The following is a 25,753-nucleotide window of genomic DNA, read 5'->3' as shown; positions in this document are numbered from 1 at the left end:
AGCGGGATGACGTTATCAGCCGCGAGTTCGGTTTCCCGCGTTGGGCACCGGACGGCATGTCTCATCCACTGAGCGGGGCGAAAAGCAGAAGACCCGACCCCGTAATGTGGGGCCTGTGACCGTGAACGCAGACATCCACGCCGGGGACAACACCTGGCATGATCTTCCCGCGGCGCAGCAGCCCGAGTGGCCCGACACCGAGGCTCTGCGCGATGTGATCGCCGACCTCGCCTCGTATCCGCCGCTCGTCTTCGCCGGGGAGTGCGACCAGCTGCGCACCCGGCTGGCGTCGGTCGCCAAGGGCGAGGCGTTCCTCCTCCAGGGCGGTGACTGCGCCGAGGCCTTCGACGCCGTCGGCGCCGACCAGATCCGCAACAAGCTCAAGACGCTGCTCCAGATGGGAGCCGTCCTCACCTACGCCGCCTCGGTGCCGGTGGTCAAGGTCGGGCGGATCGCCGGGCAGTACAGCAAGCCCCGGTCCAAGCCGACCGAGACCCGCGACGGGGTGACCCTGCCGACCTACCGCGGCGACTCCGTCAACGGCTTCGAATTCACCGCGAAGGCCCGCACCCCGGACCCCGAGCGGCTCAAGCGGATGTACCACGCGTCGGCGTCCACGCTGAACCTGGTGCGGGCGTTCACCACCGGCGGGTACGCCGACCTGCGCCAGGTGCACGCCTGGAACCAGGACTTCGTGAAGTCCTCGCCGTCCGGGCAGCGCTACGAGGCGCTGGCCCGCGAGATCGACAACGCGCTGAACTTCATGGCGGCCTGCGGCACCGACCCGGCCGAGTTCCGCACGGTCGAGTTCTACGCCTCCCACGAGGCGCTGCTGCTGGACTACGAGACGGCGCTGACCCGTACCGACTCGCGCACCGGCCGGCTCTACGACGTCTCGGGCCACATGGTGTGGATCGGTGAGCGCACCCGGCAGCTCGGCGGTGCGCACATCGAGTTCGCGTCCCGGATCAGCAACCCGATCGGTGTCAAGCTCGGCCCCGGCACCACGCCGGAGGAGGCGCTGACCTACATCGACCGGCTCGACCCGGACCGGGACCCGGGGCGGCTCACCTTCATCGTGCGGATGGGCGCGGACAAGGTCCGCGACAAGCTGCCCGAGCTGGTGGAGAAGGTCTCCGCTTCGGGCGCGCAGGTCGCCTGGATCAGCGACCCGATGCACGGCAACACCTTCGAGGCCGCCTCCGGTCACAAGACCCGGCGCTTCGACGACGTGCTGGACGAGGTCAAGGGCTTCTTCGAGGTCCACAAGGCGCTCGGCACCCACCCGGGCGGCATCCACGTCGAGCTGACCGGCGACGACGTCACCGAGTGCGTCGGCGGCGGCGACGAGATCTTCGTGGACGACCTGCACCAGCGCTACGAGACGGCGTGCGACCCGCGGCTCAACCGCAGCCAGTCGCTCGACCTGGCTTTCCTGGTCGCGGAGATGTACCGCGGGCAGTAGCCCGCACACTGCGGAGAAGGCGCGCGGCCAGGCGCGCGGAAGCGTTGCGGAAAGGGGCGCGGATCACATCGATCCGCGCCCCTTGTCGCTTTTCTCCGACCAGACCGCCAGGTAAGGTAAGGGTTACCTCAGCTCCCCAGGGACCCGGATCGGCGGTGACCGCGTGTACGTCTGCTCCTGCTTCGGCATCACCGAGCAGCAGGTCAAGCAGCACGCCGACGACGGTCGCTGCACTCCCCGGCAGATAGCCTCCGCCTGCAAGGCGGGCACCGACTGCGGGTCCTGCGTCAAGCGCATCCAGAGCCTGCTCGGCCGCGGCACCGGCTGCGCGACCCGGACCAGGCTGGAGCCGGTGCAGGAAGCGGCACAGGAGCAGGTCCCGGGCGTGACCGTCGTCGCGGACCCTGCCGAGGCACCCGGGACGCGCGCCGCCTGAGGCCTGCCGCCCGTGACTCAGCTGTCGGGCTGCTCGATCAGCTGCGCGATGTACAGCGCCTCGCCCAGCTTCTCCACCAGGTCCAGCTGCGTGTCCAGGTAGTCGATGTGGTGCTCCTCGTCGGCCAGGATCGATTCGAAGATGTTCTTCGACGTGAAGTCGCCCTTGGCGTGCATGACCTCGATACCCCGGCGCAGCCGGTCGATCGCCTCGACCTCGACCTGCTTGTCGGCCTGGAACATCTCCGTGACGGTCTGCCCCACCCGCACATGGAAGAGCCGCTGGTAGTTCGGCAGGCCTTCGAGAAGGAGAATGCGGTCGGTCAGCATCTCCGCGTGCTTCATCTCGTCGAACGACTCCGACCTGGTGTACTTCGCGAGCTTCACCCAGCCGAAGTTCTCCTGCATCTTCGAGTGCAGAAAGTACTGGTTGATCGCGGTCAGCTCAGCGGTCAGCTGTTCGTTGAGGAACTCGATGACCTCGGGGTCGCCCTGCATGGCAACGCCGTCCTTCCGTTCTGACGAGTGGTTGCGCGCATCCTCGCACCGCACATCGGCACGATCCAGTAAGCGGGTCCTTACATTCGGTGACCGGGGTGCACCTGCCGGGTCATAAGCACCTCTTCCGGTCTGTCACCATGGAGACATGGGTCGGTACGAGCGTCGCGAGGGGGAGCTGCCGCCGGGCCAGCGGCTCCAGCGGGGCTGGCCCGTCACCCACTACGGCCCGGTGCCGCGCTTCAAGCCCGACCGCTGGGAGTTCCGGGTGTTCGGCGCGACCGCCGACGGCGACAAGACCTGCTGGAATCACGCCGAGTTCTCCGCGCTGCCTTATGACACCGTCGTCGCCGACTTCCACTGCGTCACGAAATTCTCGATGCTCGGCATCGAATGGGGCGGCGTCGCGACCTCGACCGTGGTGAAGCTCGCGCCGCCCGCCGACGACGTGACCCATGTGATGGTGTGGGCCGAATACGGATTCAGCTCGAACCTGCGGATCGAGGACTTCCTCGACGACCAGTCGGTATTCGCCACCCACAAGGGCGGCCAGCCGCTCACCGCGGAACACGGCTTCCCCGTCCGGCTGATCGTCCCCCGGCTCTATGCCTGGAAAGGCCCCAAGTGGGTCCGCGGCATCGAATACATGACGGCGGACCGCCGCGGTTTCTGGGAGGAGCGCGGCTACCACAACATCGGCGACCCCTGGGGCGAGCAGCGCTACTCCTACCAGGAGGAACCGGGCGACGGGCCCGAGATCTAGGCCGTGTTTTGGAAGTCCCGCCTGCCCCGCGAGGCCTGGCACGCACGCTCGCTGCGTTGTCGGAGTCGTCCGAGTAGGCCCACTACGAGGACGACCCTCCGCCTTGCGATCGCACGCACCGGACGCCGCGGGGCCCGCCCTGTGGGCGGACGGCGCTACTTCCAAAACACGGCCTAGCCCCGCCGCCCTCCTGTCCCGCCCCTTCCCGGACTCTCCTCGGGTCAGCGCACCCAGAGGGTGACAGTCGCGCCCTTCGGGGCCTGGCTGCCGCCGTCGGGGGACTCGCTGAAGACGGTGTCCCCGAAGAAGATGTTGATCACCCGGACGTCGAAGCCGGCGGCCTTGAGGATCTGCTGCGCCTCGTCCTGCTTCTTGCCCTTGACGTCCGGCACCGGGAAGAGCTGCTGCCCCTTGGACACGGTGATCGTCACCGTGTCGCCCGCCGCCGCCTGGGTGTCCCGGTCGGGGGACTCCAGGGCCACCGTGTCCGCGTCGGCCTCGTCAGAGAAGACCTTCTCCGGCGCGAGGACCACCGTGAAACCGGCGTCCTGCAGCGCCTGCTGCGCGTCGGTGACCGACTTCCCGATCACGTCAGGCACGTCGACGGGCGAGCCGCGGGAGACGGTGAAGGTCACCGGGGTGCCGGGGGCGCGCTGCGTGCCCGCCACCGGGTCCGTGACGATGACCTGGCCCTGCGGGACGGAGTCGTTGAAGGACTTGGTGACCGTGCCCGGGGTCAGCCCCGCCGCCTTGACCTGCTGCTGGGCGTCGGCCAGTGTGCGGCCTTTGAGGTCGGGCACCCGGATCTCCTGGGGTCCCTTCGAGACCGTCAGGGTGACCGTGCCGTTGCTGCGGATGCGCTTGCCCGGGGCGGGGTCGGTGGAGATCACGCTGCCGCGCGGCACCGTCAGCGAGAAGTCCTGCCTGACCCGGGTGTCCAGGCCCGCCGACTTGAGCTTGTGCTGCGCCTGGTCCTGCGGCAGCGCCAGCACCCCGGGCACGTGGGTGAACTGGCCTTCGCTGATGTACCAGACCCCGGCGCCGACACCGAGGATCAGCAGCAGCGCCACCAGGACGGCAAGCGGCCCCCTGCGGCCCCTGCTGCCCCGCGCCTTCCCTCGGGGCGCGGCCGGCGGCACCGGGGCGCCGGCTCCGTGGTCCGGCAGGTGTCCGGGTACGTCGGAGGCGTCCGCCGGGTTCGGCGGCGGGAGCAGCAGCCGGGTCGTGCGGTGCATCTCGTCGTCGTCCGCGCCGTCCGTGGGGGCGGCGGGGGGCCTGGCCACGATGCTGGTCGGCTCCTCCGAGCCGGCCGGGGCGGCGGGAGCGGCGGTGCCGGCGGCGTCGGCCGGGACCGCGTCCTCGTACGGCCGGGCGTCCAGCTCCTGCGGGCTCAGCCCGGCGCGTACGCCCCGCACCTCGGCGAGCATCGCGACCGCGTCGTCCGGCCGCCCCGCGGCATCCCGCGACGTCGTGCGCGCCACCAGCGCGTCCAGCTGCGGTGCGAGCCCCGGTACGGCGGCGGAGGGCGGCGGCACGTCCTCGTTCAACCGCTGCACGATCACCTGCATCGGCGTGTCGCCGACGTACGGCTTGGCGCCGGTCAGCATCTCGTACAGCATGACGCCGCACGCGTACACGTCCGTACGCTGGTCGACCGTGCCGTGCCCGATCTGCTCGGGGGCCAGGTAGGACACCGTGCCGAGCAGCGCCCCCGACACGCTGGTCTGCGTGTCCACCGCCCTGACCAGGCCGAAGTCGGCGACCTTGACCCGGCCGTCGTCGCCGATCAGCACGTTCTCCGGCTTCATGTCCCGGTGTACGAGACCGGCGCGGTGGGCCGCCCCGAGCGCCGCGAGGACCGGTTCCAGGATGTCCAGCGCGGCCCGCGGCGACAGCGCCCCGCGCTCGCGCAGCACGTCCCGCAGGGTGCACCCGGCGACGTACTCCATGGCCAGGTAGACGTACGTGCCGTCGGTGCCCTGGTCGAAGACGGCCACGACGTTGGTGTGGGACAGCCGTGCGACGGCCTTGGCCTCGCGGATGAACCGCTCCACGAAGCCGGTGTCCGCCGCCAGCCCCGGGTGCATCACCTTCAGGGCGAGCACGCGGTCCAGGCGGGTGTCCACGGCCCGGTAGACCGTGGCCATCCCGCCGACGGCGATCCGCGCCTCGACGCGGTAGCGCCCGTCGAGCGTCTGCCCGACCAGCGGATCCTGCACGGTGGTGTCCACGATGGCCGATTCTACGATCAGCCCCCGACACGACCGGTGCCACGCGCCAGGACTGTGGCCGTTGTGTGGGGTTCCGGAACCAAACCGTGACGAAGGAACCCTTTCAGCGGACAACCGGTCTCAGAAAGCGGGTCTTTCCGGGTCGATGTCCGCCAGCCCCGTGGTGGGGGAGGAGGGCAGGGCGTGGCGGCGGCGGGGGATACGGCCCGCGCGGTGGGCGAGGCGGCCGGCCGAGACCGCGTCGCGCATCGCCTCGGCCATCAGGACCGGGTGCTGGGCTCGGGTCACGGCCGAGGCGAGCATCACCGCCGCACAGCCCAACTCCATGGCCAGCGCCACGTCGGAGGCGGTGCCCGCGCCCGCGTCCAGGACGACCGGGACGCCGGCCCGCTCGGTGATCAGCTGGAAGTTGTGCGGATTGCGGATGCCCAGGCCCGAGCCGATGGGCGAGCCGAGCGGCATGACCGCGGCGCACCCGACGTCCTCCAGCTTGCGGGCCAGCACCGGGTCGTCGTTGGTGTACGGCAGCACCGTGAAGCCGTCGTCCACCAACGTCTCGGCCGCGTCCAGCAGTTCCACCGGGTCGGGCAGCAAGGTGCGCTCGTCCGCGATGACTTCGAGCTTGACCCAGTCGGTGCCCAGCGCCTCCCTGGCCAGCCGCGCGGTCAGTACGGCCTCGCCCGCCGTGAAGCACCCCGCGGTGTTCGGCAGCGCCCGGATGCCGTGCCGGGCCAGCACCGACAGCACCGAGCCCTTGGTCGTCGGGTCCAGCCGCCGCATCGCGACGGTGGTCAGCTCGGTGCCGGACGCCAGCAGCGCCTGTTCGAGCACCTCCAGGCTCGGTGCCCCGCCCGTGCCCATGATCAGCCGCGAGGAGAACTCGACGCCGCCGATCAGCAGCGGATCGGCCGTACGGTGTGCCGTCGTCGTCATCGCCTCAACCCCCCTGGACCGCGGTCAGGACCTCGACCCGGTCGCCGTCGGCCAGCGCCGTGGCCGACCAGCGGGTGCGCGGGACGACCGTGTCGTTGAGCGCGGCGGCCACACCGGAGGGCGCCGCCGTCAGCGTGGCGACCAGCGCGTCCAGGGCCACGGGGGCGTCGACGGTGCGGGCGACGCCGTTGACGTGCACGGTGATCGTCATACGGTCTGCTCCTGCCGTGCGGCGGCGGCGAACCGCTGCGCTCCGAACGCACCGGCGTAGGCCGGGAGTTCACCGGTGTCCGAGGTCAGCACCTGGGCCATGACGTCCCCCGTGACCGGGGTGAGCAGCACCCCGTTGCGGTGGTGGCCGGTGGCCAGCAGCAGCCCGTCCAGGGCGGTGCGGCCCAGCAGCGGGGCGTTGTCGGGGGAGCCCGGGCGCAGCCCCGCCAGTGTCTCGGTCAGCGGCAGCTCGGTGATGCCCGGCACCAACTCGTGGGCGTCCCGCAGCAGTTCGTAGACCCCGCCGGCGGTCACCGTGGTGTCCCAGCCGAACTCCTCGCTGGTCGCGCCCAGCACCAGTTCGCCGTTCTCCCGCGGCACCAGGTAGACGTGGCTGCCGCGTACCACCGCACGTACCGTCCGCGACAGGAAGGGCGCGTGCGACGGCGGGATGCGCAGCCGCAGGATCTGGCCCTTCACCGGGCGTACCGGCGGCAGCACGTCCGCCGGTATGCCGGCGATACGGGCGCTCTCGCTGCCCGCCGCCAGCACCGTACGGCCGGCGGCCACCGCCGTGCCGTCGGCCAGCACCGCCCCGGTGACGCGGCCCGTGTCGCACTCCACGCGGGCCACCGCCGACCGCAGGAACTCCACCCCCGCCAGCTCGGCGGCCCGCAGCAGGGCCGCGGCCAGCCGCCGCGGGTCCACCTGGTGGTCGCCGTCCACCCGCAGGCCGCCGCGCACACCCGGCGCGAGCATCGGCTCCAGCCGGCGGCAGTCCCGCCCGCTCAGCCACTGCGCCTCAAGCCCCAGCGACGTCTGGAAGGCGTGCAGGTCGCGCAACTGCGCCCGGTCGTCGGCGTCCAGCGCAACCGCCAGCGTGCCGCACGGGCGGTAGCCGGTGTCCATCCCCGTCGCCGCGGTCAGCTCCGCGGTGAAGTCCGGATAGCGGGCCGCCGAGGCCAGGTTGAGGTCGAGCAGGGTCTGCTCGCCGTACTGCAGCTCCGTGACGGCCGCCAGCATGCCGGCCGCCACGTGGGCGGCTCCGCCGCCGGGTGCGGGGTCGGCGACGGCTGTGCGCAGGCCGTGCTGGGCCGCGCGCCAGGCCGTCACCAGACCGATGATTCCGCCGCCGACGATCAGTACGTCAGGGGCGTGCGAAGTATGCATGGAACTACCGCTCCTCCCTTCGCCGGCATGACCCGGATCAGGTTCTACGGTCGGCGGCCCCCAGCCGCCCTCTCAGCCCGGTCCGCCGGGCTCCCGCGAGTTCGCTTGCGCGGCTCACCTTATCCCCCCGCCCTGCCGCGCCGCGGCCGCCCCGGGACCTTCCCGCCGTTGTGGCTGGTCGCGCAGTTCTCCGCGCCCCTGGTTGTTGCCCTCTGCGCAGAGGGTGAGCGTTTTTAAGGGGCGCGGGGAACGGCGCGCGGAACCACGACGCACGGCAGGGGGAAAGAACTGGCGCGGGTCACCGCGCGTTACCGTGGCGGTGTGAGCGAGCGCAGCGCAGTCGTGATCGTCGGGGCCGGTATGGCCGGGGTGCAGACCGCCATGGCCCTGCGAGAACTGGGCTGGCGGGAGGACATCACGCTGCTCGGCGACGAACCGCACCCCCCGTACGACCGCCCGCCGCTGTCGAAGGCGGTCCTGCTGGACGCGGCGGCACCGGCCGGCGCGGGCGGCGCGGGCGTCGATGTCCGCTTCGACGTCGACTTCGACGCCCTGGGCGTCGACCTGCGCCTGGGCCTGCGCGCCCAGGCACTGCACGCGGCCGACCGCATCGTGGTCACGGAGGCCGGCCCGCTCCCGTACGACCACCTCGTGCTGGCCACCGGCGCGTACCCGGTCGCGCTCCCGGGGACCGCGGGCCTGCCCGGGGTCCACCTGCTGCGGACGCTGGACGACGCGGCGGCGCTGCGCCCGGTGCTGGACTCCCGGCAGCAGGTCGTGGTGGTGGGCGCCGGCTGGATCGGCGCGGAGTTCGCGACGGCGGCCCGCCAGGCGGGCTGCGAGGTGACGGTCGTGGAGGCGGCGGACCGGCCGCTTTCCGGTGTGCTGCCCGAGGTCGTGACCACCCCGATGCGCGGCTGGTACGCCGAGGCCGGTGTCGACCTGCGCACCGGCACCCCGGTGTCCGCGGTGGAGCCCGGCGCGGTGGTGCTCGCCGACGGCAGCCGGCTGGCGGCCGGCGCGGTCGTGGTGGGGGTGGGCGCACGGCCCGCGACGGGCTGGCTGGCCGGTTCCGGCGTGGAGCTGGGCGAGGACGGCGCGGTGGTGGCCGACGACCGGCTGCGGACGACCGCGCCCGGCGTCTTCGCGGTGGGCGACTGCGCGTCCTTCCCCTCGGCCCGCTACGGCGAGCGGATGCTGATCCACCATTGGGACAACGCTTTGCAGGGGCCGCGGACGGCCGCCGCGAACCTGCTGGGCGGGGACGAGCGCTACGACCCGGTGCCGTACTTCTGGTCCGAGCAGTTCGGGCGGTTCGTGCAGTACGCCGGGCACCACACCGACGCCGACACGCTGGTGCTGCGCGGCGACCCGGACAGCGCTGCCTGGTCGGTGTGCTGGCTGCGGGCCGACGGTGTGCTGGCCGCGGTGCTGGTGGTCGACCGGCCGCGCGACCTGGCGCAGGCGCGCAAGCTGATCGCCCGTTCCGCCGCGGTGGACCCGGCGCTGGCCGCGGACCCCACGGTGCCGCTGGCGGCGGCGGCCGCCCGGGCCTGAGCAGGGCGGGGGCCGGGGCCTGGGCCGGCATGGCCCGGCGCCGCCCGGACGGCGGCGCTCCGCAGCGCTTGTCGGCGGCAGGTGGCAGGCTTGTTCCGTGACAGTTTTCTCGTCGGTTGACGCACACATCGATGCACTCGTCCCCTCATGGCTCACCCTGCCCGAGGTCGCCGAGCGCCTGGGACTCGACATCACCCGGATCCGCCCGCTCATCAAGGAGGGCCAGCTCATCGCGGTCCGCCGCGGGGAGAACAAGGCGCTGATGGTGCCGAGCGACTTCATCGGTGACGGCAAGATCATCAAGGGCCTGTCCGGCACGCTCACCGTCCTCAAGGACGACGGGTTCTCGGACGAGGAGGCCCTGGAGTGGCTCTTCACCGCCGATGACACCCTGCCCGGCACCCCGGCCCAGGCGCTGCGCGAGAATCGCGGGACCGAGGTGAAGCGCCGCGCGCAGGCGCTCGCCGTGTAGCCCGCGGCGGCTCCAGGCCGCCGCCGCAAGCCCCCGGGAGCCGACCGTATGACCAGCAGCAGCACCGCCCGGGAGCAGATGGCGCAGGCCAGGCTGTATCTGTGCACGGACGCCAGGAGCGGACGCGGCGACCTCGCCGCGTTCGCCGACGCCGCCCTCGCCGGCGGGGTGGACGTGATCCAGCTGCGGGACAAGGGCATCGAGGCCCGCGAGGAGCTGGCGGCGCTCGCGGTTCTGGCGGACGCGTGCCGCCGGCACGGCAGGCTGCTGGCCGTCAACGACCGGGCCGACGTGGCGCACGCGGCCGGCGCCGACGTCCTGCACCTGGGGCAGGGCGACCTGCCGGTGCCGGCCGCGCGCGCCCTGCTGGGCGACGAGGTCGTCATCGGCCGCTCCTGCCACGCCGAGGCGGAGGTGGCGGCGGCCGCGGTGGAGCCGGGCGCGGACTACTTCTGCACGGGGCCGGTGTGGCCCACCCCCACCAAGCCGGGCCGCCCGGCCCCCGGCCTCGACCTGGTGCGGTACGCCGCCGCTCTGGGCACCGACCGCCCGTGGTTCGCGATCGGCGGTATCGACGCCGCCAACGTCGGGCAGGTGCTGGACGCGGGCGCCCGGCGGATCGTGGTGGTCAGGGCCGTGACCGAGGCCGCAGACCCCTACGCGGCAGCCAGGGAGCTGGCGGCGGCCGTCCGCTCCCGTGACTGAGCGGGGCCGAAGCAGGAAGGATGCCCGGCCGACACCACCTGTCCACAGGGTGGACGGGAAACGGACGTAGCCGGGCATAATCGCAGGCATGGTTACGCACGGTCGCCGACCACGGTTAGCCTGCATTCATGGCCCTCGGAATCTCGTCCACGCGACCCGACCGAGCAATCACCATCCGTGAGCTGCTCGCCTCGGGTCACAAGTCGTACTCGTTCGAGTTCACCGCGCCCAGGACCGAGAAGGGCGAGCGGACGCTGTGGAACGCCATCCGCCGGATCGAGGCGGTCGGGCCGACCTTCGTGTCGGTCACCTACGGCGCCGGCGGCTCCTCCCGGGAGGGCACGGTCCGTGCCACCGACCGGATCGTCTCCGACACCACCTTGACCCCGTGCGCGCACCTGACCGCGGTGAACCACTCGGTCGCCGAGCTGCGCAACATCATCGGGCAGTACGCGGACGCCGGCATCCGCAACATCCTCGCCGTCCGCGGCGACCCGCCCGGCGACCCGCTCGGCGAGTGGATCCCGCACCCGCAGGGCCTGACCTACGCGGCGGAACTGGTCTCGCTCATCAAGGAGTCCGGCGACTTCTGCGTGGGCGTCGCGGCCTTCACCGAGATGCACCCGCGCTCCACCGACCCGGCACAGGACACCCGGCACTTCCTCGACAAGTGCCGTGCGGGCGCGGACTTCGCGATCACCCAGATGTTCTTCGACGCGGACGACTACCTGCGGCTGCGCGACCGGGTGGACGCGGCAGGCTGCAGCACCCCGATCATCCCCGAGGTGATGCCGGTCACCAACGTCAAGCAGATCGAGCGGTTCTCGCAGCTGGGCAACGCCCCCTTCCCGCCCGACCAGGCCGCCCGCATCCTCGCTGTCCAGGACGATCCCGCCGCGGTCCGGGCGGTCGGCATCGAGATCGCCACCGAGATGTGCCGGCGTCTGATGGCCGAGGACATTCCGGGGCTGCACTTCATTACTCTTAACCACTCCACCGCATCGCTGGAGATCTACGAGAATCTGGGGCTGCACAAGCGGGCGTGACGCGCTGCGCGGCTCCCGGGTGAGGAAGTGGGCACATGGGCTACTCGGTGCTCTACATCGCGTTCGGCATCGTCGCGCTGTGGCTGCTCGGAGAAGTGCTGCTCCAGTACAAGGCGCGGCTGCGCTGGCGGCTGCTGGCCTTCTGCGGCTTCCTCGGGGTCGTCGTCGGCGTCGCGTCCGGACAGATCGCGGTGATCGTGCTGGGCGCCCTCGCCTTCGGCGCCGGGCAGTCCTTCGTCACCCTGTCGTACAAGCGCGGCTTCTCCACCGGCTGGGCGCTGGGCGGCCGGCCCGGCTCCAGCCGCCGCCGCAAGGGCGCCGCCCCGCGCAGCGAGCCGGTCATCGAGGTCGGCCCGGTCGAGCAGGACGACTTCGCCCCGGCCGGCGACGGCCAGGACCAGGCCGTCGCCGCCGAGCAGATCGCCGACCCGGCAGCCGCCCGCGAGGACGTCTACCAGCCCGTCCCGCTGCACGAGGACAGCGGCGAATACCCGCAGTACGACGGCCGCCAGCCCTACGCGGCCGACCCGTACTCCGGCGGCTACGACGGCTACAGCTCCCAGGGCTACCAGGAGTGGGGCACCGAGGCCCCGCAGCCCGCCGCGGCCTCCTACGGCTACCAGAACGGCCAGGACGGCGGTTACGGCGACACCGGCGGCTGGGGGGCGCCAGGCGCCGGCCAGGACTCCGGGCCGTACGCGGGCCAGCAGCAGGGCTACGGCTACGACACCGGCGGCTACCAGCAGCCCGCCGCCGGCTACGACTACGGCCAGACCACCGGCGACTGGACCCCGCAGCCCCCGCCGCCCGCCGACCCGTACGGCTACGGCTACCCCTACCAGCAGGACCCCTCGCAGCAGCCCTACATCCCCCAGCAGCAGTCCTACGGGTCCGACCAGCAGCAGGACTACCAGCAGCCGCAGCAGGACCAGCAGGCGTACGGCCAGCAGTCCTACGACCAGCAGCAGCAACCGCAGTACGCCGACCCCTACGACCCCTACCGCTACTGACCGGCCCGAGCCGGCGCCGTCAGCGCGCCAGCCGTAAGGCCAGCCGGGCCGCGGACGTGCCGAGCCCGGTGGCGCCGCCCCAGGACGGGCCGGGCACCGGTGCGGGCACGGCGGCCGCCGCCGGCAAGGCCGCCGCTGCCGCGACCGCGGGGAAGTGCCGCAGCAGCGCCTCCTCGTCGTAGCGGTGGCAGCCGCGGTGCCAGGTCAGGATGCCGGCCATCCAGTCCCGCAGCTCCCGCACATACCCGTCGAGCGCCGCCCGCGCGTCCTGGCCGAGTTCGAACTCCTCCAGGAGCGCGGGCAGTTGCGTCTCGGTGATGTACTGGAACTCCGCCATCCGCTCGGCCATCAGGCCGCCCACCACCCGCATGCCCTCCTCGGGCCCGCAGTCCAGGAAGTTCTGCACCACCAGCACCCCGTTGTGGATCTCCCCCTCGAACTCGATCTCCTTCCGGTACGAGAACACGTCGTTGAGCAGGCAAGCGAAGTCCGCCGCCGCGGCCTCCATGGCGCGCACCGGCCGGGCGCGGCAGACCTCGGGCGGCAGGGCGGCGCCGTGGCCGATCCTGGACAGGCTCATGGTCAGGTCGGAGCCGAAGGTCCTGCGGCGCATCTCGATGTAGTCCACCGGGTCCGGCACCCGGTTCTGCTTCTGGTTCGCCAGCTCCCACAGCCAGCTCTCGGTCATGTCCTCCACGGCCGTTCGGAAGCCGAGCCGGGCGCCGGGCGCCATCGGCCCCGCGGTGCGCCGCCACAGGTCGGCCAGGCCCTTCTCCAGCGCGGTCAGCGGCTCCGGCACCGGCCCCGCATCCAGCGGCATGAACAGGGCGAAGCGGTCGGTGGTGTGCCGGGCGGCGCTCATGTCGGGGGCGCGGCCGAAGACCAGCGGGTAGTAGTCGTCGCCGTAGGTACCCCAGGCCAGCCAGTCGGTGGTCAGGCCGAGGTCGTCCTCGCCGGCGTCCGGGTGGATGCCGGCCGCGCACAGCGCGAAGTCGTAGTCCGCAAGCTTCCCGGCGTCCCACAGCCCGCCGGGGACGGCGAAGCCGGGCTCGGCGTCCAGCATCCCCATCCGCCCGCACCACTCGGCCCCGTGCGCGCGGGCGGCCGCCATATGCGGGCTCAGCCGGGTCTCGAACGGCATCGGGATCTCCGGCAGCGGCACCGCCCCCACCCGCCGGTAGGGCGGATGGCTGAAGCTGCGCAGCCGCTGCGGCATGGTCGCGGCCAGCGAGCGCAGCGCCCCGGCCGTCGAGGCGCGAAGACCGGCCGCGGCGGCCCCCGCCCCTGCCGCCGAGGCGGAGGCGCTGAGGCCGGCCGCCGAGGTGCCGATCCCGGTCGGTCCCGCGAGCCCGCCGAGGCCCCGGGGAGCGGTCTGCTCCGCGCCGCCCGCCGCGTTGCCGGTCACCGCGCCCGCGGCGCCGTCGCCCGCCCCGTTCATGTAGCGGCTGGAGCGCATGTGCCACTCGTGGCCGCCGGACTGCCAGTCCTGCAGGCCCTTGACGTAGGCGAGGACGGCGCCCCGCTCCTCCGGCCCCAGCGCGTGCCGGTCGGCCAGCGGCTCGACCTCGGTGAAGGCGGTGTGCTCGAACTGGTGCAGCCGGGACGTCAGCAGCTGGTTGACCCGCTCCGCGGCCTCCTGGGGGCCGATGCCCAGGAAGCGTTCGAGCACCAGCACCGCGTTGGCCAGCTCACCTTCCTGCTCGGTCTCCCGCTGGTAGGAGAACAGGTCGTTGCGCAGGTGGACGCCGTCCGCGAAGGCGTCCCGCAGCACCCGCATCGGGCGGCTCGCGGCGATCACCGCGGGCACCTCCGCCCCCGCCGCGTGCTCGATCAGGTTCGCCGACCACGGGGCGCCGCCCACCTTGCGGCGCATCTCGATGTACTCGATCGGATTGGAGACCCGGCCCGCGCTGATGTTGTCCAGCTCCCACAGCGACTCCTCCAGCAGCGACTTCGTGCTCTCGAAGAAGCGCTGCCGCCAGCCCTGCGACATGGTCGGGACGGTGCGCGCCCACAGGTCGGCGAGACCTGCCTCCACCTGGTTGGCCGGCTCGGGCACCGGCACGGACAGGTCGACGGGCATGAAGGCCGGCAGCCGGTCCAGATAGGCCTTCGCGCCCGCCATGTCCTGGCTGCGCTTGTAGATGTCCAGGAAGTGGTCGTCGAAGAAGAACACCCACACGTACCAGTCGGTGACCAGGTCCAACTCCGGTGCGGAGGCGTCGGGATGGGTGTAGGCGCACAGCAGCGCGTAGTCGTGCGCGTCGAGGTCGGACTCCTCCCAGATGCCCGAGCCCTCCAGCATGTCCATCTCGCGCGCCCACGCTTTGGTGTGCAGGCGCGCACCTTCCAGGTGCGGGTTGAGGCGGGCCGGGTACGGGACGTAGAACTGCGGGAGCTCGAAGGGCTGAGACATGGTCGGCAGGGCCTTCCGTGCGGAGATCAAAGGGCCTGTGATCACGCTAAGTGATCGGCCGGTCGCTCCGGGAGGGCCTGCGGGCACAACCGCCCGATGAGCTGAATTCGGGCGGCCGTCCGATTAACGATCTTGGGAAACGGCCATGAGTGCAGCCGAACCGTCAGCGGCTGCCGCCGGGGCCGCCGAAGACCAGGTCGGACGCGATCGCGGCCGACATCCCCGCGTGCGGCAGCCCGCCGCCGGGGTGCGCCCAGCCGCCGACGCAGTACAGGCCGGGAAAGGGCGACCGGTTCGCCGACCGCAGCAGGATGCCGCCCGCCCCGGCCAGCGACGGTGCCGGCACCGCACCGCCCGCGACACCGGTGTCCCGCTCGACGTCCACCGGGGTGCGCACCTCCCGCCACAGCTCGCGCGACCGCAGCCCCGGCACGGCCGCCTCGGCCGCCGCGACCATCAGGTCGGCGAAGGAGTCGGCGGCCCCCGGAGCGTTCCAGTCGACCGTCCGCACCAGCTTGCGGGCCGGCTCGTGCGCGGGCACCACCGCGGTCAGCGTCACCGCCTCGTGGCCCTCGTCGGGGCGCGTCGCCGGGTCGTCGGGCCGCAGCACCGTCACGGTCAGCGCGCCGGGCGGCGGCAGCTGCGCGGGGCGGCGGGCGGTGAGCCAGTCAAGCGCCCGGTCCCGGTCCGCCGCGTGCACCAGCGTGCGGTGCGCGGTCCCTGAAGGGCGCGAGCCGCGCAGCGCCAGATGCACCGTCAGGCGGCTGCCCTCGCTGTGCGGCCCGGTGAATGGCCACGGCGAGCTGTCGGTGTCCCAGCCCCCCATGTCGGAGTAGAAGGCCGGCACCGGCGACCCGGCCACCACGATGTCCGCGGCGACCTCGCTGCCGTCGGCCAGCCGCACACCCGCCGTGCGGCCTTCGGCCACCAGCAGGTTGGCCACCTCGGCCTCGAAGCGGAAGTCCACCCGCCGCTCCAGGCACCGCTCGTGGACCGCCCGCGCCAGCTCCCGCACCCCGCCGCGCACGTACCAGACGCCGAAGGTCTCCTCCAGGTACGGCAGCACCGCCGCGGACGCGGGACCCTCGCGCGGGTCGATGCCGTGTGCCAGCAGATGGCTCTCGAGCAGCGCGGCCATCCGCGGGTCGCGCAGCTCGGCCGCCGCGACCTTCGCCAGCGACGGCTTGCTGCGGCCCGGGCCGAAGCCGCGCCTGACCATCGGGTACGGGTCGCGGCCGAAGGGCCAGGGGTCCTCAGGCAGCGCGTCCTCCAGCATGGGCCGCCGCATGACCTCCCAGGTCTCCCGCGCCCTGACCATCAGCTCGCTCCAGCGCTCACCGCTGCCGGGGCCGAAAGCCGCGTCCATCGCCGCGATCGTCCCCGAACGCGAGGCGTTCGGCAGCACCAGGTCCGTACCGTCGGCGAAGACATGGCGGCTGGCGGGATCCACCTCGACCAGCTCCACGCACTCCTCAAGGGGCCGCCTGCCGGTCTTCACGAACAGGTCGCGGTAGACCGCGGGCAGCGTCAGCAGGCCGGGTCCTGTGTCGAAGGCGAAGCCGTCCCGCGCCAGCCGGCCGACCGCCCCGCCGTAGGTGCCGGTGCGTTCGAGCACCACCACCTGGTGGCCGCCCACCGCGAGCCGTGCCGCCGCCGCCAGCGACGCCATGCCCGCGCCGATCACCGCAATCCGTGCCATGCCAGGGACTGTAGCGGCGGACGCGGCCTCAGACGGCGGCCGGGGTGCCACCGCCCGCGCGGGCCGCCCTGCGCTCCTTACGGCGCCGCCAGAAGCGCCGGATGCGGGAGAAGAGGAAGACCACCGTCGCGATGCCGAGCGCCAGCAGAGTGCCGGCGATCAGCGCCGCCGCCAGCGGGTGGAAGAGCGCGAAGACCACGAGCGCGGCCACCCCCAGGTCCTCCACCAGGCTCAGCGCGATGTTGGTGACCGGCTCGGGCGAGGTGTTGACCGCCATCCTGGTGCCGGCCTTGACCAGATGGCTGGCCAGCGCCGTGGAACCGCCGACCGCGGCCGCCGCCAGCTGCGGCAGCGAACCGTCGTGGCCCGCAAGCAGCGCGGCCACCACCGCCCCCGCGACCGGCCGGACCACGGTGTGCACCGCGTCCCACACCGTGTCGACGTAGGGGATCTTGTCGGCGACGGCCTCGCACAGGAAGAGCAGTGCGGCGACCACCAGCACATCGGTGCGCTGGAGCGACAGCGGGACCTCGTCGCTGCCTCCTGTTGCGCCCATCAGGCCCAGGAGCAGCACGACGGCGTAGGCGTTGATCCCGCTCGCCCAGCCACTGGTGAAGACCAGCGGGAGTACGGACATGACCGGAACTCTAGCCAGAACCTGCCGCGCGGTGAGCGGAAGCGGGGGAAGGTGAGTGAAAGCGCCCGGAAGTGAGTATCACTACCTAGACGCACCGTTGAGTACCCGCACGGATGGCTGACGTCCCGCGGGACAGGGAGAGTGGAGCCGCGGACGGGCACGCCACCCGCACCGCCGACACGGGGCGGCGGTACGGCGGCAGGCCCGCTCGTCAACGGGGGTTGCATGGGGGAGGCGCTGTCCCGGCACGGCTCGGTGGGGGACCGGTCCATGCCAGGACAGCGCACTCGACTCGACCTGGCGCCTCCGGGCCGCCCCCGGCTTCCCCCGGCTGTCAGGGCCGTGGTGCCGCCGCGCCCAGCGCCGCGCCGCCGACCCGGCCCTGGAGCAGCCGCGACAGTGTCGCGTGCACGTCGTCGATGCTGCGTTCCGGCTGGAACGCCTGCCAGTCGAGGGCCGCCACCAGCACCATTCCGAACAGCGCGGACGCCGTGAGCTGGACGTCGATGTCCTCGCTCAGCTCGCCCTCCGCCACCGCAGCGGTCAGCACCTCCTCGACCACCGAGACGGCCTGCCGCCGCACCATCATCAAGGTGTCCTGCCAGGCCCTGTTGGTCCGCCACAGCTCAGCGACGTAGAGCTGGGTGAAGGACGGGTAGCGGACGATGAAGCCGAGGCCGGCGTGGACCATCGCGTCCAGCGCGTCCAGCCCCCCGCCGCCACGCGCCCTCGCCTGCGTCGCGGCCTGCCGCAGCGCGTCCCGCAGCCGCCCCACACCGTCCCGCAGCAGCTCCTCGAACAGGTCGTTCTTGCTGGCGAAGTTGTAGTAGACGGTGCCCTTCGCGACCCCGGCCCGCTCGGCGATCTCGTCGACGGTGGTGGCGGAGAAGCCCTGCTCGGCGATGAGAGTGACGGCCGCCGCGTAGAGCTTGCGGCGGGTGGCCTGGCGTCGTGCGGTGCTCATGGCTCCGATTCTGCCCGCACGCGGCGGGCCGACGTGACCCGATCTTCGAGGAAGAGGCGATATTCGCAGGTCAGAGCCGATTGTCAGTGGTCGGCCCCAGTATGGGGCGTACGGACACACGTACGGAGAAAGTGAGGCTCGCCATGGCAGTTCCGGTCAGCGACGTCCACCCTGTGCTGCGCCGCGCCACCGCTTCACCCGCCGCCCTCGACCTGCTCACCCAGGCGCACCTCGGGCTCACCGAGGCCGCCGCGCTCGACGCCCCCCACGAGCGGTACGCCACCGCCCACCTCGCCGCCCTGCGCACCGCCGCCGCGGTGCTCGCCGCCCGGGGCAGGCCCGAGGACACCCCGCGGCGGCGGCGCAGGATCCGCAGCGTCTGGGAGGTGCTGCCGGAGATCGCACCCGAGCTGTCCGAATGGAGCGCCCTGTTCGCCGCCGGCGCCGAGCGCAGGGCCAGGGCGGAGGCCGGCATATCCACCGCGGCCGGGTCGCGGGAGGCCGACGACCTGGTCCGTGCCGTCAGCATGTTCCTGCGGCTGGTGGAGCGCATGCTGCTGCTGCGCCCCGCCCTCGACGGCGCCGCGCCGCTGATACCCGCCCCCTCGGCCGACTGACCGGCGGCGCGGCCCCGCTGCCCCTCCCCGCCACGGCTTAGAGTTGGAGCCGCACCAGTCACCCGCAGCTGCGAGGAGCCGTCCGCCATGTCCCGTCAAGGAGGGGTGGACCCGATGCGCCCCCGAGCCAGCCTGCGTACCGCCGTGGTCTGGGAGGTGCTGCGCGACGCGCTGGAGCGGCGGGTGAAGGCCGCGGACACCCCCGTCCTCGACGTACTGGACACCGGCGGCGGCACCGGAAACTTCGCGGTGCCCGTCGCACGGCTCGGCCACCGCGTCACCGTGGTGGACCCCAGCCCCGACGCGCTGTTCGCCCTGGAGCGGCGGGCCGCCGAGGCCGGCGTCACCGAGCGGGTCAGCGGGGTGCAGGGCGACGCCCAGGGGCTGCTGGACGTGATCACCCCCGGCTCCTACGACATGGTGCTCTGCCACGGGGTGCTCGAATACGTCGACGACCCGGCCGAAGGCGTCCGCCACGTCGCCGGGGCGCTGCGCCCGGCCGGCGCCCTCAGCCTGCTCGCCGCGGGCCGCGGCGGCGCCGTCCTGGCCAGGGCGATCGCCGGGCACTTCGCCGAGGCCCAGCACGCGCTGGGTGACCCGGACGGGCGATGGGGCGAGGGGGACTCGCTGCCCCGCCGCTTCACCGCGGACGAGCTGACCCGGCTCGTCGTGGACGCCGGGTTGCGGGCCGCCGCCGTGCACGGGGTGCGGGTCTTCGCCGACCTGGTGCCCGGGGTGCTGGTCGACACCGAGCCCGGAGCGCTGGACGCACTGCTGCGGCTGGAGCTGGCAGCCGCCGAGGACCCCGGTTTCCACGCCGTCGCCACACAGCTCCACGTGCTCGCCGAGCGCGACTGAGAGGGCGCCGTACGAGACCGCGGGCGGGGACTGCGTCACAGCCCGCCCGTCGCGCCATTCCTGACCGTATGCTGGCATGACGCGACAGCGGACGGGGAATGAAGGACCCGTCGGGTTGGCGCACAGGGGTGGGTTTCACGGGGACGATTCCCTGCCTATCCTGAAAGGGTCGGACCGGTCGCCTCCCGCGACCGACGAGTAGGAGGTCTCCGTGCCGCTCTCGGAGCACGAGCAGCGAATGCTCGAGCAGATGGAGCGAGCGCTGTACGCCGAAGATCCCAAGTTCGCGTCGGCGCTTGAGGGAACCGGGCTGCGCACGTTCACCCGGCGCCGGGTCTACCAAGCGGTCGCAGGGTTCCTGGTCGGTGTCGCGCTGCTCATGGGCGGCATGATCGCCAAGCTGACATGGGTCGGCGTGGCAGGCTTCCTCGTCATGCTCGCCTGTGCGGTGCTCGCCGTCACGGGCTGGCGCAAGGCCGGCAGGCCGGCGGAGGCCGTGCCCCCCGGCCGGCAGGGGCGGCTGGCCCGCCGCCACCAGCCCCGCAAGGGGAAGGTCATGGACCGTATCGAAGAGCGGTGGCAACGTCGCCGCGACGAACAGGGGCAGTAGCCCCTTTTCACCCCTACCCCCGGGTCCCCCGGCCCCTTCCCGCCTGCCGGCGTTGTGCGGCTCCCTTGCGCATGGGGCGCCCTCTGCCGGCCGCGGTGGCTGTACGGCTCCCCTTCGGCAGGGGGTGCCCATCAGGGGCGCGGGGAACTGCGCGCTCAGCCCACCACCGGCGGGTGGTCCGTCTTCGGACCGAAGAGCCCCTTTGGGTCGGTGACGACCCGCCGCCCCGGTGATGGGGGTACCTCCCAGGCGAAGCTCTGGGGGAGGGTCGCGCAGTTCCCCGCGCCCCTGATGGTTGCCCCCTGCGGCAGGGGCACCCCTGAAAAGCGCTGGCGCAGGGGGCGCCCCCACCGGGCTAGGCCGTGTTTTGGAAGTAGCGCCGTCCGCCCACAGGGCGGGCCCCGCGGCGTCCGGTGCGTGCGATCGCAAGGCGGAGGGTCGTCCTCGTAGTGGGCCTGCTCGGACGACTCCGACAACGCAGCGAGCGTGCGTGCCAGGCGCCGCGGGGCAGGCGGGACTTCCAAAACACGGCCTAGGTGGTCGTGCGGCGGCGGAGGGGGGTGGTCACGCGGTCGAGACCGCGTGACAGCCGCTCGGACGCGGCTGTCACGCCGGCCGAGATCCGCCAGAGGACGCGGGCGAAGGACCGCGGGAAGAAGCGGGCACGGAACCTGGCGCCGCGCGTGGCGGAACCGTGCAGGCCCACCCGCACGGCGTGGACCGCGTCCGCGAGCCCCGTGGCGGCCTGCGGCCTGGGCGCGTACAGCGTGCGCTCCACCGCCGTGGCCAGCGCGGTCGCCCCCGCGGCAGCGGACCCGCTGAGCCGGCCTTCGGTGACCAGCCGGGCCATCGCCCGCCGCGGCGTCTCGGACTCGTCCGGCGGGATTCCGTAGTCCCACCCGGTGTCGAGCACCTCGCGCCAGGCGGACAGCACGAGTCCGCCGCCCTTCTCCCTGCCGCCGCCCAGCCGTGCGGCCCGCACCCGGCTGCGCCACAGCAGTGGCAGCGTCGGCAGCAGCAGCACCAGCAGGGCGATCAGCGCGATGCCGGCCAGCCGCAGCCCGCCGATGCCGGAGCCGCCGGACCCGCCGCTGCCCGCGGCGGCGGCCGAGCCGCACGCGGCCGGGCCGAGGTTGTGCTGCTCGGCGCACTGCGAGGAGGTCGACGGCGTGGGGCGGGCGGTGGAGCCCGGGCCGTGCTGGGTCGGGTCGGGGGTGTCGCCGCCGGCCGAGGGGTTGGTGGCCAGCGTGTAGGAGGGGGCGGTGCCCCGGTAGGGCGTCGGCTCGAAACGGGTCCAGCCGATGCCCTCGAAGTACAGCTCGGGCCAGGCGTGGGCGTCCTTGAGGCCGACCGACATGGTGCCGCTTGTGGTCAGCGAGCCGGGGGTGAAGCCGACCGCGACCCGGGCGGGGATGTGCAGGGTGCGGGCCATCGTCGCCATGGTGAAGGCGAAGTGCACGCAGAAGCCCCGCTTGGTCTGCAGGAAGCGGGCGATGGCGTCCACGCCCGTACCGGACTTGGCCTGGGTGTCGTAGACGAACTGGCCCGAGGTGAAGTACTGCTGGAGGTCCAGGGCGCGCTGGTAGTCGTTGGTCGCGGACTGGGTGACCTGGTGGGCGGTGGCGGCAACGACGGCGGGCAGCGAGTCGGGCACCTTCTCGTACCGGTCGGCGATCTCCCCGGTGGCGGGCGGTGCCGCCGCGAGCTGGGCGGCGGTCGGCTCCAGCTGCATGCTGGTGACCTGGTAGTGCATGTCCGAGGTGGTCTGCCCGTGGTCGCCGATGATCATCCGGCCCTCGGGCTCGTAGCGCCAGTCGCCGTCGGCCTGCACCCGGATCGCCGGGTACGGCATGGGGAGCCAGCCCTGCACGTAGTTGCGGTCGACCGCGACGGAGGTGTCGACCTCGGTGTACTTGACCTCTCCCGACTGGCCCTGCGGCTGCGGCAGCACTTCGGGGATGTCCAGCTTGTCGTCCTTGGAGGCCGACCACTGGGTCCCGTCGAACTGGTCGAGCGACACGATCCGCATGTACATCCCGCTGGCGTCGGGGGAGTCGGTCTTGTAGGTCATCACCTCGCGGTTGTCGGGCTGGTTCAGGTAGTCCTGCAGGGCGACCTCGGGGCGTACCGACGTGGCATTGCCGACACCGCCGCCCAGGCCGTCGCCGCCGCCGCTGCCCGTGGAGTCCAGCAGGCCGCCGCTCAGCGACGGCAGGACCGCGGGCAGCACCAGGGCGATGCCCAGGGCCATCGCGCCGATCCGCCGCCCGGTGCGCACCGGGGCCATCGGCGCCCCGCCGCCCGCGGTTCCCGCCGGTCCTGCCCAGCTGCCCTGCCGCGGTGCGCCGCCGAAGACCCGTCCCCAGCGGGAGAGCCGGTCGCGGCCCTCGGCGAGCAGCAGCAGCAGGTAGCCGGCGGCGGCGATCAGGAAGTACAGCCACTGGCTGCCGCCGTCCTCAAGACCGGCGGCGACCGCGTAGAGCGCGAGCAGCGGGAGCCCGGCGGGGGCCGCGCTGTTGTACGTCACGGCTATCGCGTCGACCGCGAGCGCGATCACCAGCACCCCGCCGACCAGCAGGAACCTGATGCCCGGGCTGACGGGCGCCGGGATCGCGAAGTTGGTGACGTCGGTCATGCCGTCCTGGACGAGCTGCCCGAGCTGCCGCATCGCCTCGGGTCCCGGCAGCACACCGGCGACGGCCTGGTGCGGGGCGAACATCGCGGTCACCACCAGCAGCGAGACCAGCAGCTGGGCGAGGACCGTCAGCGGCCTGGGCAGCGGCACCCGGCGGGCGGCGGCGCCCACCCCGGACTGCAGGACCACGCACAGCAGCGCCTTCACGTACCAGCCGCGCGGGCTGGCCAGCGGCAGCAGGGCGGCCGCGGCCATCAGGGAGGCCAGCGCCGCGAACACCGTCAGCCGCGCACGTCCGCTCATGTCGTCGCCCCCGCATCGTGCCGTCCCTGGGCCGCGTCCTGGGACTCCTCCCTGGTCCGGTAACGGTCCGCCTGCTGCCACAGTTCCGGCAGCGTGTCGCCCGCGGCGACCTCGACGACCGTCCAGCCCGCCTCGCGCAGCATCTGCACGGCGTGCCGTGTGCCGTCGGCGTCCTCCTCGGCGGGCACCGCGTCCGCGTCGCCCGCCGGGACCAGTCGGCCGCCGGCGTCCTTGGCGACCCAGTCGTCGCTGTCCAGCACGAACGCGACGGCACCGCCGGCGCGCTGCCTGATCCTGGCGACGCTCGCCGCCTGCTCCTCGTCCAGGTCGCCGAGGAAGGCGACGATCAGCCCCTCGGTCGCCGACCGCAGCGCCTCGTACGCGGGCGCCAGCGTCTCGCCGTCGGAGTGCGCGACCACCGCGAGGGTGTCCAGCAGGACACCGGCCATGTCGGAGGAATCCCCGCCGAAGCCCGCGGTGCCCTCGGGTCCCGGCACACTGCTGCCGGTGTCGGTCAGCAGCCGGACCGCGTAGCCGCGCTCCAGCATGTGGGTGGACACCGAGGCGGCGCCGGAGACCGCCCATTCGAAGGCCGAGTCGGGTCCCGAGCCGAAGTAGGCCCAGGCGCGCGTGTCGAGCAGCACCGTGCAGCGCGCCCGGTGCGGCTGCTCCTCGCGGCGCACCATCAGCTCGCCGTACTTGGCGGTGGAGCGCCAGTGCACCCGGCGCAGGTCGTCGCCGTGCCGGTAGCCGCGCGGGATGACGTCGTCCTCGCCGGCGAAGGCGAGCGCCCTGGTGCGGCTCTCGCCGTAGCCGTTGGCCTCGCCCGCCAGGCGCACCGGCGGCAGCGGCTCGACCTTGGGGACGACGGTGAGGGTGTCGAAGGTGCTGAAGGAGCGGGTCAGCTCGCACATCCCGAACGGGTCGGTGAGCCGCAGCTGCAGCGGTCCGAGCGGGTAGCGGCCGCGCAGGTCGGAGCGCACCCGGTAGGACACCTCGCGGTGCCCGCCGGGCTCGACCCGGTCCAGCACGAAGCGCGGGCGCGGACCGAGGACGTACGGCACCCGGTCCTGCAGCATCAGCAGGCCGGTGGGGATGCGCGAGACGTTGTCGACCCGCAGATGCACGCGGGCCTCCGACATCGCGGGCACCCGGGAGGGGGAGAGACGGCGGCTGCCCGCGACGCGGTAGCGGGTGCGGTAGAGCACCGCGACGCACACCAGCGGCAGGATCGCCAGCAGCAGTCCGACCCGCAGCAGGTCGGACTGCCCGAGGACGTACGCGCATATCGCCGCGGCGACGCCGGCCGCCACGAAGGAGCGGCCGCGGGTGGTGAGCCCGCCGAGCGCGGTGCGGAAGCCGCCGGCGCTCTGGCGCGGGTCGCCGCCCTCGCCGGGGCCGGGCGGCTGCGGCTGGTGGCCCGCGGGCTGCGGGTGCTGCCGCGGCGGGTGGGGTGGCGGGGGCGGAGGGGGCGGTCCGCCGGCGGCGGGGGTCGCCATCACAGGCCCCGGGCGCCCGGCATGCCAGGACGGCGGCCGGCCGAGGGGTCGGGGACCGGGACGCGCTGCAGGATCTCGGCCACGACCTGCTCGGGGGTGCGCCGGTTGAGCTGGGCCTGTGCGGTGGGCAGCAGCCGGTGTGCCAGGACCGCGGACGCCAGCGCCTGCACGTCGTCCGGCAGGACGAAGTCCCGGCCGTCCAGTGCGGCGGAGGCCCTGGCCGCCCTGATCAGGTGCAGGGTCGCCCGCGGGGAGGCGCCGAGCCGCAGGTCCGGGTGGTCGCGGGTGGCGCCCACCAGGGTCACCGCGTAGCGCCGCACCGGGTCGGCGACATGGACCTGCCGGACCGCCTCGATGAGCTTGACGATGTCGTGGGCGTGCGCGACCGGCTGCAGGTCGTCGAGCGGCGAGACACCGCCGTGCACGTCCAGCATCTTCAACTCGGCGTCGGGGCTGGGGTAGCCGATGGAGACCCGGGCGGTGAAACGGTCCCGCTGCGCCTCCGGCAGCGGGTAGGTGCCCTCCATCTCCACCGGGTTCTGGGTGGCGATCACCATGAAGGGGCTGGGCAGTTCGTACGTGGTCCCGTCGACGGTGACCTGGCGCTCCTCCATCGACTCCAGCAGCGCCGACTGCGTCTTGGGCGAGGCGCGGTTGATCTCGTCGCCCACCACGATCTGGGCGAAGATCGCACCCGGCTTGAACTCGAAGTCCCGCTGCTGCTGGTCGAAGACGCTCACCCCGGTGATGTCGGAGGGCAGCAGGTCGGGGGTGAACTGGATGCGCCGCACCGAGCAGTCGATCGAACGTGCCAGCGCCTTGGACAGCATCGTCTTTCCGACGCCCGGCACGTCCTCGATCAGCAGGTGCCCCTCCGCCAGCAGGACGGTCAGCGCGACCCGTACGACCTCGGGCTTGCCCTCGATCACGTTCTCCACACTGCGGCGCACCCGGTCCGCGGTCGTGGTGAGATCGCTCAGGCTGGCGCGTGCATCAAAGGTCGTCACCCGGTACTCCTAG

Annotated in this window: 23 protein-coding genes and 1 riboswitch; of the genes, 11 read left to right on the top strand and 12 right to left on the bottom strand. The window is 73.0% G+C overall.

Going from position 1 to position 25,753, the window contains the following annotated elements:
* Positions 1 to 115: 115 nt before the first annotated feature.
* Positions 116 to 1,465 (top strand): class II 3-deoxy-7-phosphoheptulonate synthase, encoded by a 1,350-nt coding sequence (locus JT723_RS10595; RefSeq protein WP_205044267.1) that lies wholly within the window; start codon positions 116 to 118, stop codon positions 1,463 to 1,465.
* Positions 1,466 to 1,628: 163 nt separating this feature from the next.
* Positions 1,629 to 1,901, top strand: a complete 273-nt coding sequence (locus tag JT723_RS35010; protein WP_251512840.1) for a (2Fe-2S)-binding protein — start codon at positions 1,629 to 1,631, stop codon at positions 1,899 to 1,901.
* 17 nt (positions 1,902 to 1,918) lie between these two features.
* Here JT723_RS35010 and bfr read toward each other — a convergent pair whose 3' ends face one another.
* On the bottom strand, positions 1,919 to 2,398 hold the full coding sequence (gene bfr, locus JT723_RS10585) for a bacterioferritin (protein ID WP_205044266.1): 480 nt from the start codon (positions 2,396 to 2,398) through the stop codon (positions 1,919 to 1,921).
* Between the two features lie 148 nt (positions 2,399 to 2,546).
* Between bfr and JT723_RS10580 the strand changes: the two genes are divergently transcribed.
* Positions 2,547 to 3,161 carry a sulfite oxidase-like oxidoreductase gene (locus JT723_RS10580; RefSeq protein WP_205044265.1) on the top strand — a complete coding sequence of 205 codons (615 nt, stop codon included), beginning with the start codon at positions 2,547 to 2,549 and terminating at the stop codon, positions 3,159 to 3,161.
* 221 nt (positions 3,162 to 3,382) lie between these two features.
* Here JT723_RS10580 and pknB read toward each other — a convergent pair whose 3' ends face one another.
* The 4 genes from pknB to thiO form a co-directional block, all read right to left on the bottom strand.
* A complete protein-coding gene (pknB, locus tag JT723_RS10575) occupies positions 3,383 to 5,392 on the bottom strand; it encodes a Stk1 family PASTA domain-containing Ser/Thr kinase (protein ID WP_205044264.1) in 2,010 nt (669 codons plus the stop codon).
* A 120-nt stretch (positions 5,393 to 5,512) separates the two neighbouring features.
* On the bottom strand, positions 5,513 to 6,325 hold the full coding sequence (locus JT723_RS10570) for a thiazole synthase (RefSeq protein ID WP_205044263.1): 813 nt from the start codon (positions 6,323 to 6,325) through the stop codon (positions 5,513 to 5,515).
* Positions 6,326 to 6,329: 4 nt separating this feature from the next.
* On the bottom strand, positions 6,330 to 6,536 hold the full coding sequence (gene thiS, locus JT723_RS10565) for a sulfur carrier protein ThiS (RefSeq protein WP_205044262.1): 207 nt from the start codon (positions 6,534 to 6,536) through the stop codon (positions 6,330 to 6,332).
* Positions 6,533 to 7,705, bottom strand: coding sequence for a glycine oxidase ThiO (thiO, locus tag JT723_RS10560; RefSeq protein WP_205044261.1), 1,173 nt, complete (start codon positions 7,703 to 7,705; stop codon positions 6,533 to 6,535). The genes thiS and thiO overlap by 4 nt, the downstream gene beginning before the upstream one ends.
* A riboswitch (TPP riboswitch) is annotated at positions 7,703 to 7,811 on the bottom strand. Its footprint overlaps the gene before it by 3 nt.
* Before the next feature lie 215 nt (positions 7,812 to 8,026).
* Between thiO and JT723_RS10555 the strand changes: the two genes are divergently transcribed.
* From JT723_RS10555 to JT723_RS10535, 5 genes are all read left to right on the top strand, one after another.
* Positions 8,027 to 9,262: an NAD(P)/FAD-dependent oxidoreductase gene (locus JT723_RS10555; RefSeq protein WP_265934426.1), complete on the top strand. Its 1,236-nt coding sequence runs from the start codon at positions 8,027 to 8,029 to the stop codon at positions 9,260 to 9,262.
* 97 nt (positions 9,263 to 9,359) lie between these two features.
* A complete protein-coding gene (locus JT723_RS10550; RefSeq protein ID WP_205044260.1) occupies positions 9,360 to 9,734 on the top strand; it encodes an Rv2175c family DNA-binding protein in 375 nt (124 codons plus the stop codon).
* A 48-nt stretch (positions 9,735 to 9,782) separates the two neighbouring features.
* Positions 9,783 to 10,439, top strand: coding sequence for a thiamine phosphate synthase (gene thiE / locus JT723_RS10545; protein WP_205044259.1), 657 nt, complete (start codon positions 9,783 to 9,785; stop codon positions 10,437 to 10,439).
* 128 nt (positions 10,440 to 10,567) lie between these two features.
* Positions 10,568 to 11,485, top strand: coding sequence for a methylenetetrahydrofolate reductase [NAD(P)H] (gene metF / locus JT723_RS10540; protein ID WP_205044258.1), 918 nt, complete (start codon positions 10,568 to 10,570; stop codon positions 11,483 to 11,485).
* Positions 11,486 to 11,520: 35 nt separating this feature from the next.
* Positions 11,521 to 12,495, top strand: coding sequence for a hypothetical protein (locus JT723_RS10535; RefSeq protein ID WP_205044257.1), 975 nt, complete (start codon positions 11,521 to 11,523; stop codon positions 12,493 to 12,495).
* A 19-nt stretch (positions 12,496 to 12,514) separates the two neighbouring features.
* Here JT723_RS10535 and JT723_RS10530 read toward each other — a convergent pair whose 3' ends face one another.
* From JT723_RS10530 to JT723_RS10515, 4 genes are all read right to left on the bottom strand, one after another.
* On the bottom strand, positions 12,515 to 14,911 hold the full coding sequence (locus JT723_RS10530; RefSeq protein WP_205044256.1) for a terpene synthase family protein: 2,397 nt from the start codon (positions 14,909 to 14,911) through the stop codon (positions 12,515 to 12,517).
* A gap of 163 nt (positions 14,912 to 15,074) precedes the next feature.
* Positions 15,075 to 16,610, bottom strand: a complete 1,536-nt coding sequence (locus tag JT723_RS10525) for a phytoene desaturase family protein (protein WP_205044255.1) — start codon at positions 16,608 to 16,610, stop codon at positions 15,075 to 15,077.
* A 28-nt stretch (positions 16,611 to 16,638) separates the two neighbouring features.
* Positions 16,639 to 17,247: a DUF4126 domain-containing protein gene (locus JT723_RS10520; protein WP_205044254.1), complete on the bottom strand. Its 609-nt coding sequence runs from the start codon at positions 17,245 to 17,247 to the stop codon at positions 16,639 to 16,641.
* Positions 17,248 to 17,581: 334 nt separating this feature from the next.
* Positions 17,582 to 18,211 (bottom strand): TetR/AcrR family transcriptional regulator, encoded by a 630-nt coding sequence (locus tag JT723_RS10515; RefSeq protein ID WP_205044253.1) that lies wholly within the window; start codon positions 18,209 to 18,211, stop codon positions 17,582 to 17,584.
* Between the two features lie 101 nt (positions 18,212 to 18,312).
* Between JT723_RS10515 and JT723_RS10510 the strand changes: the two genes are divergently transcribed.
* The 3 genes from JT723_RS10510 to JT723_RS10500 all read left to right on the top strand — a co-directional run bounded on the left by JT723_RS10510 (position 18,313) and on the right by JT723_RS10500 (position 20,296).
* Positions 18,313 to 18,828 (top strand): SAV_6107 family HEPN domain-containing protein, encoded by a 516-nt coding sequence (locus JT723_RS10510; RefSeq protein ID WP_205044252.1) that lies wholly within the window; start codon positions 18,313 to 18,315, stop codon positions 18,826 to 18,828.
* A gap of 87 nt (positions 18,829 to 18,915) precedes the next feature.
* Positions 18,916 to 19,686 (top strand): methyltransferase, encoded by a 771-nt coding sequence (locus JT723_RS10505; protein WP_205044251.1) that lies wholly within the window; start codon positions 18,916 to 18,918, stop codon positions 19,684 to 19,686.
* A gap of 211 nt (positions 19,687 to 19,897) precedes the next feature.
* Complete coding sequence (locus tag JT723_RS10500; RefSeq protein WP_205044250.1) at positions 19,898 to 20,296, top strand: SCO2097 family morphological protein; 399 nt, start codon at positions 19,898 to 19,900, stop codon at positions 20,294 to 20,296.
* A gap of 532 nt (positions 20,297 to 20,828) precedes the next feature.
* On the opposite strand, the gene JT723_RS10495 is transcribed toward JT723_RS10500, so the two are convergent.
* The 3 genes from JT723_RS10495 to JT723_RS10485 are packed head-to-tail and all read right to left on the bottom strand — an operon-like array spanning position 20,829 to position 25,740.
* On the bottom strand, positions 20,829 to 23,234 hold the full coding sequence (locus JT723_RS10495; RefSeq protein ID WP_206248460.1) for a transglutaminase TgpA family protein: 2,406 nt from the start codon (positions 23,232 to 23,234) through the stop codon (positions 20,829 to 20,831).
* Entirely contained in the window at positions 23,231 to 24,733 is a 1,503-nt protein-coding gene (locus tag JT723_RS10490; protein ID WP_205044249.1) for a DUF58 domain-containing protein, read from the bottom strand. The genes JT723_RS10495 and JT723_RS10490 overlap by 4 nt, the downstream gene beginning before the upstream one ends.
* On the bottom strand, positions 24,733 to 25,740 hold the full coding sequence (locus JT723_RS10485) for an AAA family ATPase (protein WP_205044248.1): 1,008 nt from the start codon (positions 25,738 to 25,740) through the stop codon (positions 24,733 to 24,735). Before JT723_RS10485 ends, JT723_RS10490 begins: the two co-directional genes overlap by 1 nt.
* Between the last annotated feature and the right edge of the window lie 13 nt (positions 25,741 to 25,753).

The organism is Actinacidiphila bryophytorum (assembly GCF_016916835.1).
GTDB lineage: Bacteria > Actinomycetota > Actinomycetes > Streptomycetales > Streptomycetaceae > Actinacidiphila > Actinacidiphila bryophytorum.
The sequence above is the reverse complement of the archived record's forward strand: the minus strand, read 5'-3'. Positions and strand labels throughout refer to the sequence as shown.

Coding starts and splice junctions, on each gene's coding strand:
- bfr (WP_205044266.1), bottom strand. CDS start 2,398: ATGCAGGGCGACCCCGAGGTCATCGAGTTCCTCAACGAACAGCTGACC.
- JT723_RS10580 (WP_205044265.1), top strand. CDS start 2,547: ATGGGTCGGTACGAGCGTCGCGAGGGGGAGCTGCCGCCGGGCCAGCGG.
- JT723_RS10570 (WP_205044263.1), bottom strand. CDS start 6,325: ATGACGACGACGGCACACCGTACGGCCGATCCGCTGCTGATCGGCGGC.
- thiS (WP_205044262.1), bottom strand. CDS start 6,536: ATGACGATCACCGTGCACGTCAACGGCGTCGCCCGCACCGTCGACGCC.
- thiO (WP_205044261.1), bottom strand. CDS start 7,705: ATGCATACTTCGCACGCCCCTGACGTACTGATCGTCGGCGGCGGAATC.
- thiE (WP_205044259.1), top strand. CDS start 9,783: ATGACCAGCAGCAGCACCGCCCGGGAGCAGATGGCGCAGGCCAGGCTG.
- metF (WP_205044258.1), top strand. CDS start 10,568: ATGGCCCTCGGAATCTCGTCCACGCGACCCGACCGAGCAATCACCATC.
- JT723_RS10535 (WP_205044257.1), top strand. CDS start 11,521: ATGGGCTACTCGGTGCTCTACATCGCGTTCGGCATCGTCGCGCTGTGG.
- JT723_RS10530 (WP_205044256.1), bottom strand. CDS start 14,911: ATGTCTCAGCCCTTCGAGCTCCCGCAGTTCTACGTCCCGTACCCGGCC.
- JT723_RS10525 (WP_205044255.1), bottom strand. CDS start 16,610: ATGGCACGGATTGCGGTGATCGGCGCGGGCATGGCGTCGCTGGCGGCG.
- JT723_RS10520 (WP_205044254.1), bottom strand. CDS start 17,247: ATGTCCGTACTCCCGCTGGTCTTCACCAGTGGCTGGGCGAGCGGGATC.
- JT723_RS10515 (WP_205044253.1), bottom strand. CDS start 18,211: ATGAGCACCGCACGACGCCAGGCCACCCGCCGCAAGCTCTACGCGGCG.
- JT723_RS10510 (WP_205044252.1), top strand. CDS start 18,313: ATGGGGCGTACGGACACACGTACGGAGAAAGTGAGGCTCGCCATGGCA.
- JT723_RS10505 (WP_205044251.1), top strand. CDS start 18,916: ATGTCCCGTCAAGGAGGGGTGGACCCGATGCGCCCCCGAGCCAGCCTG.
- JT723_RS10495 (WP_206248460.1), bottom strand. CDS start 23,234: ATGAGCGGACGTGCGCGGCTGACGGTGTTCGCGGCGCTGGCCTCCCTG.
- JT723_RS10490 (WP_205044249.1), bottom strand. CDS start 24,733: ATGGCGACCCCCGCCGCCGGCGGACCGCCCCCTCCGCCCCCGCCACCC.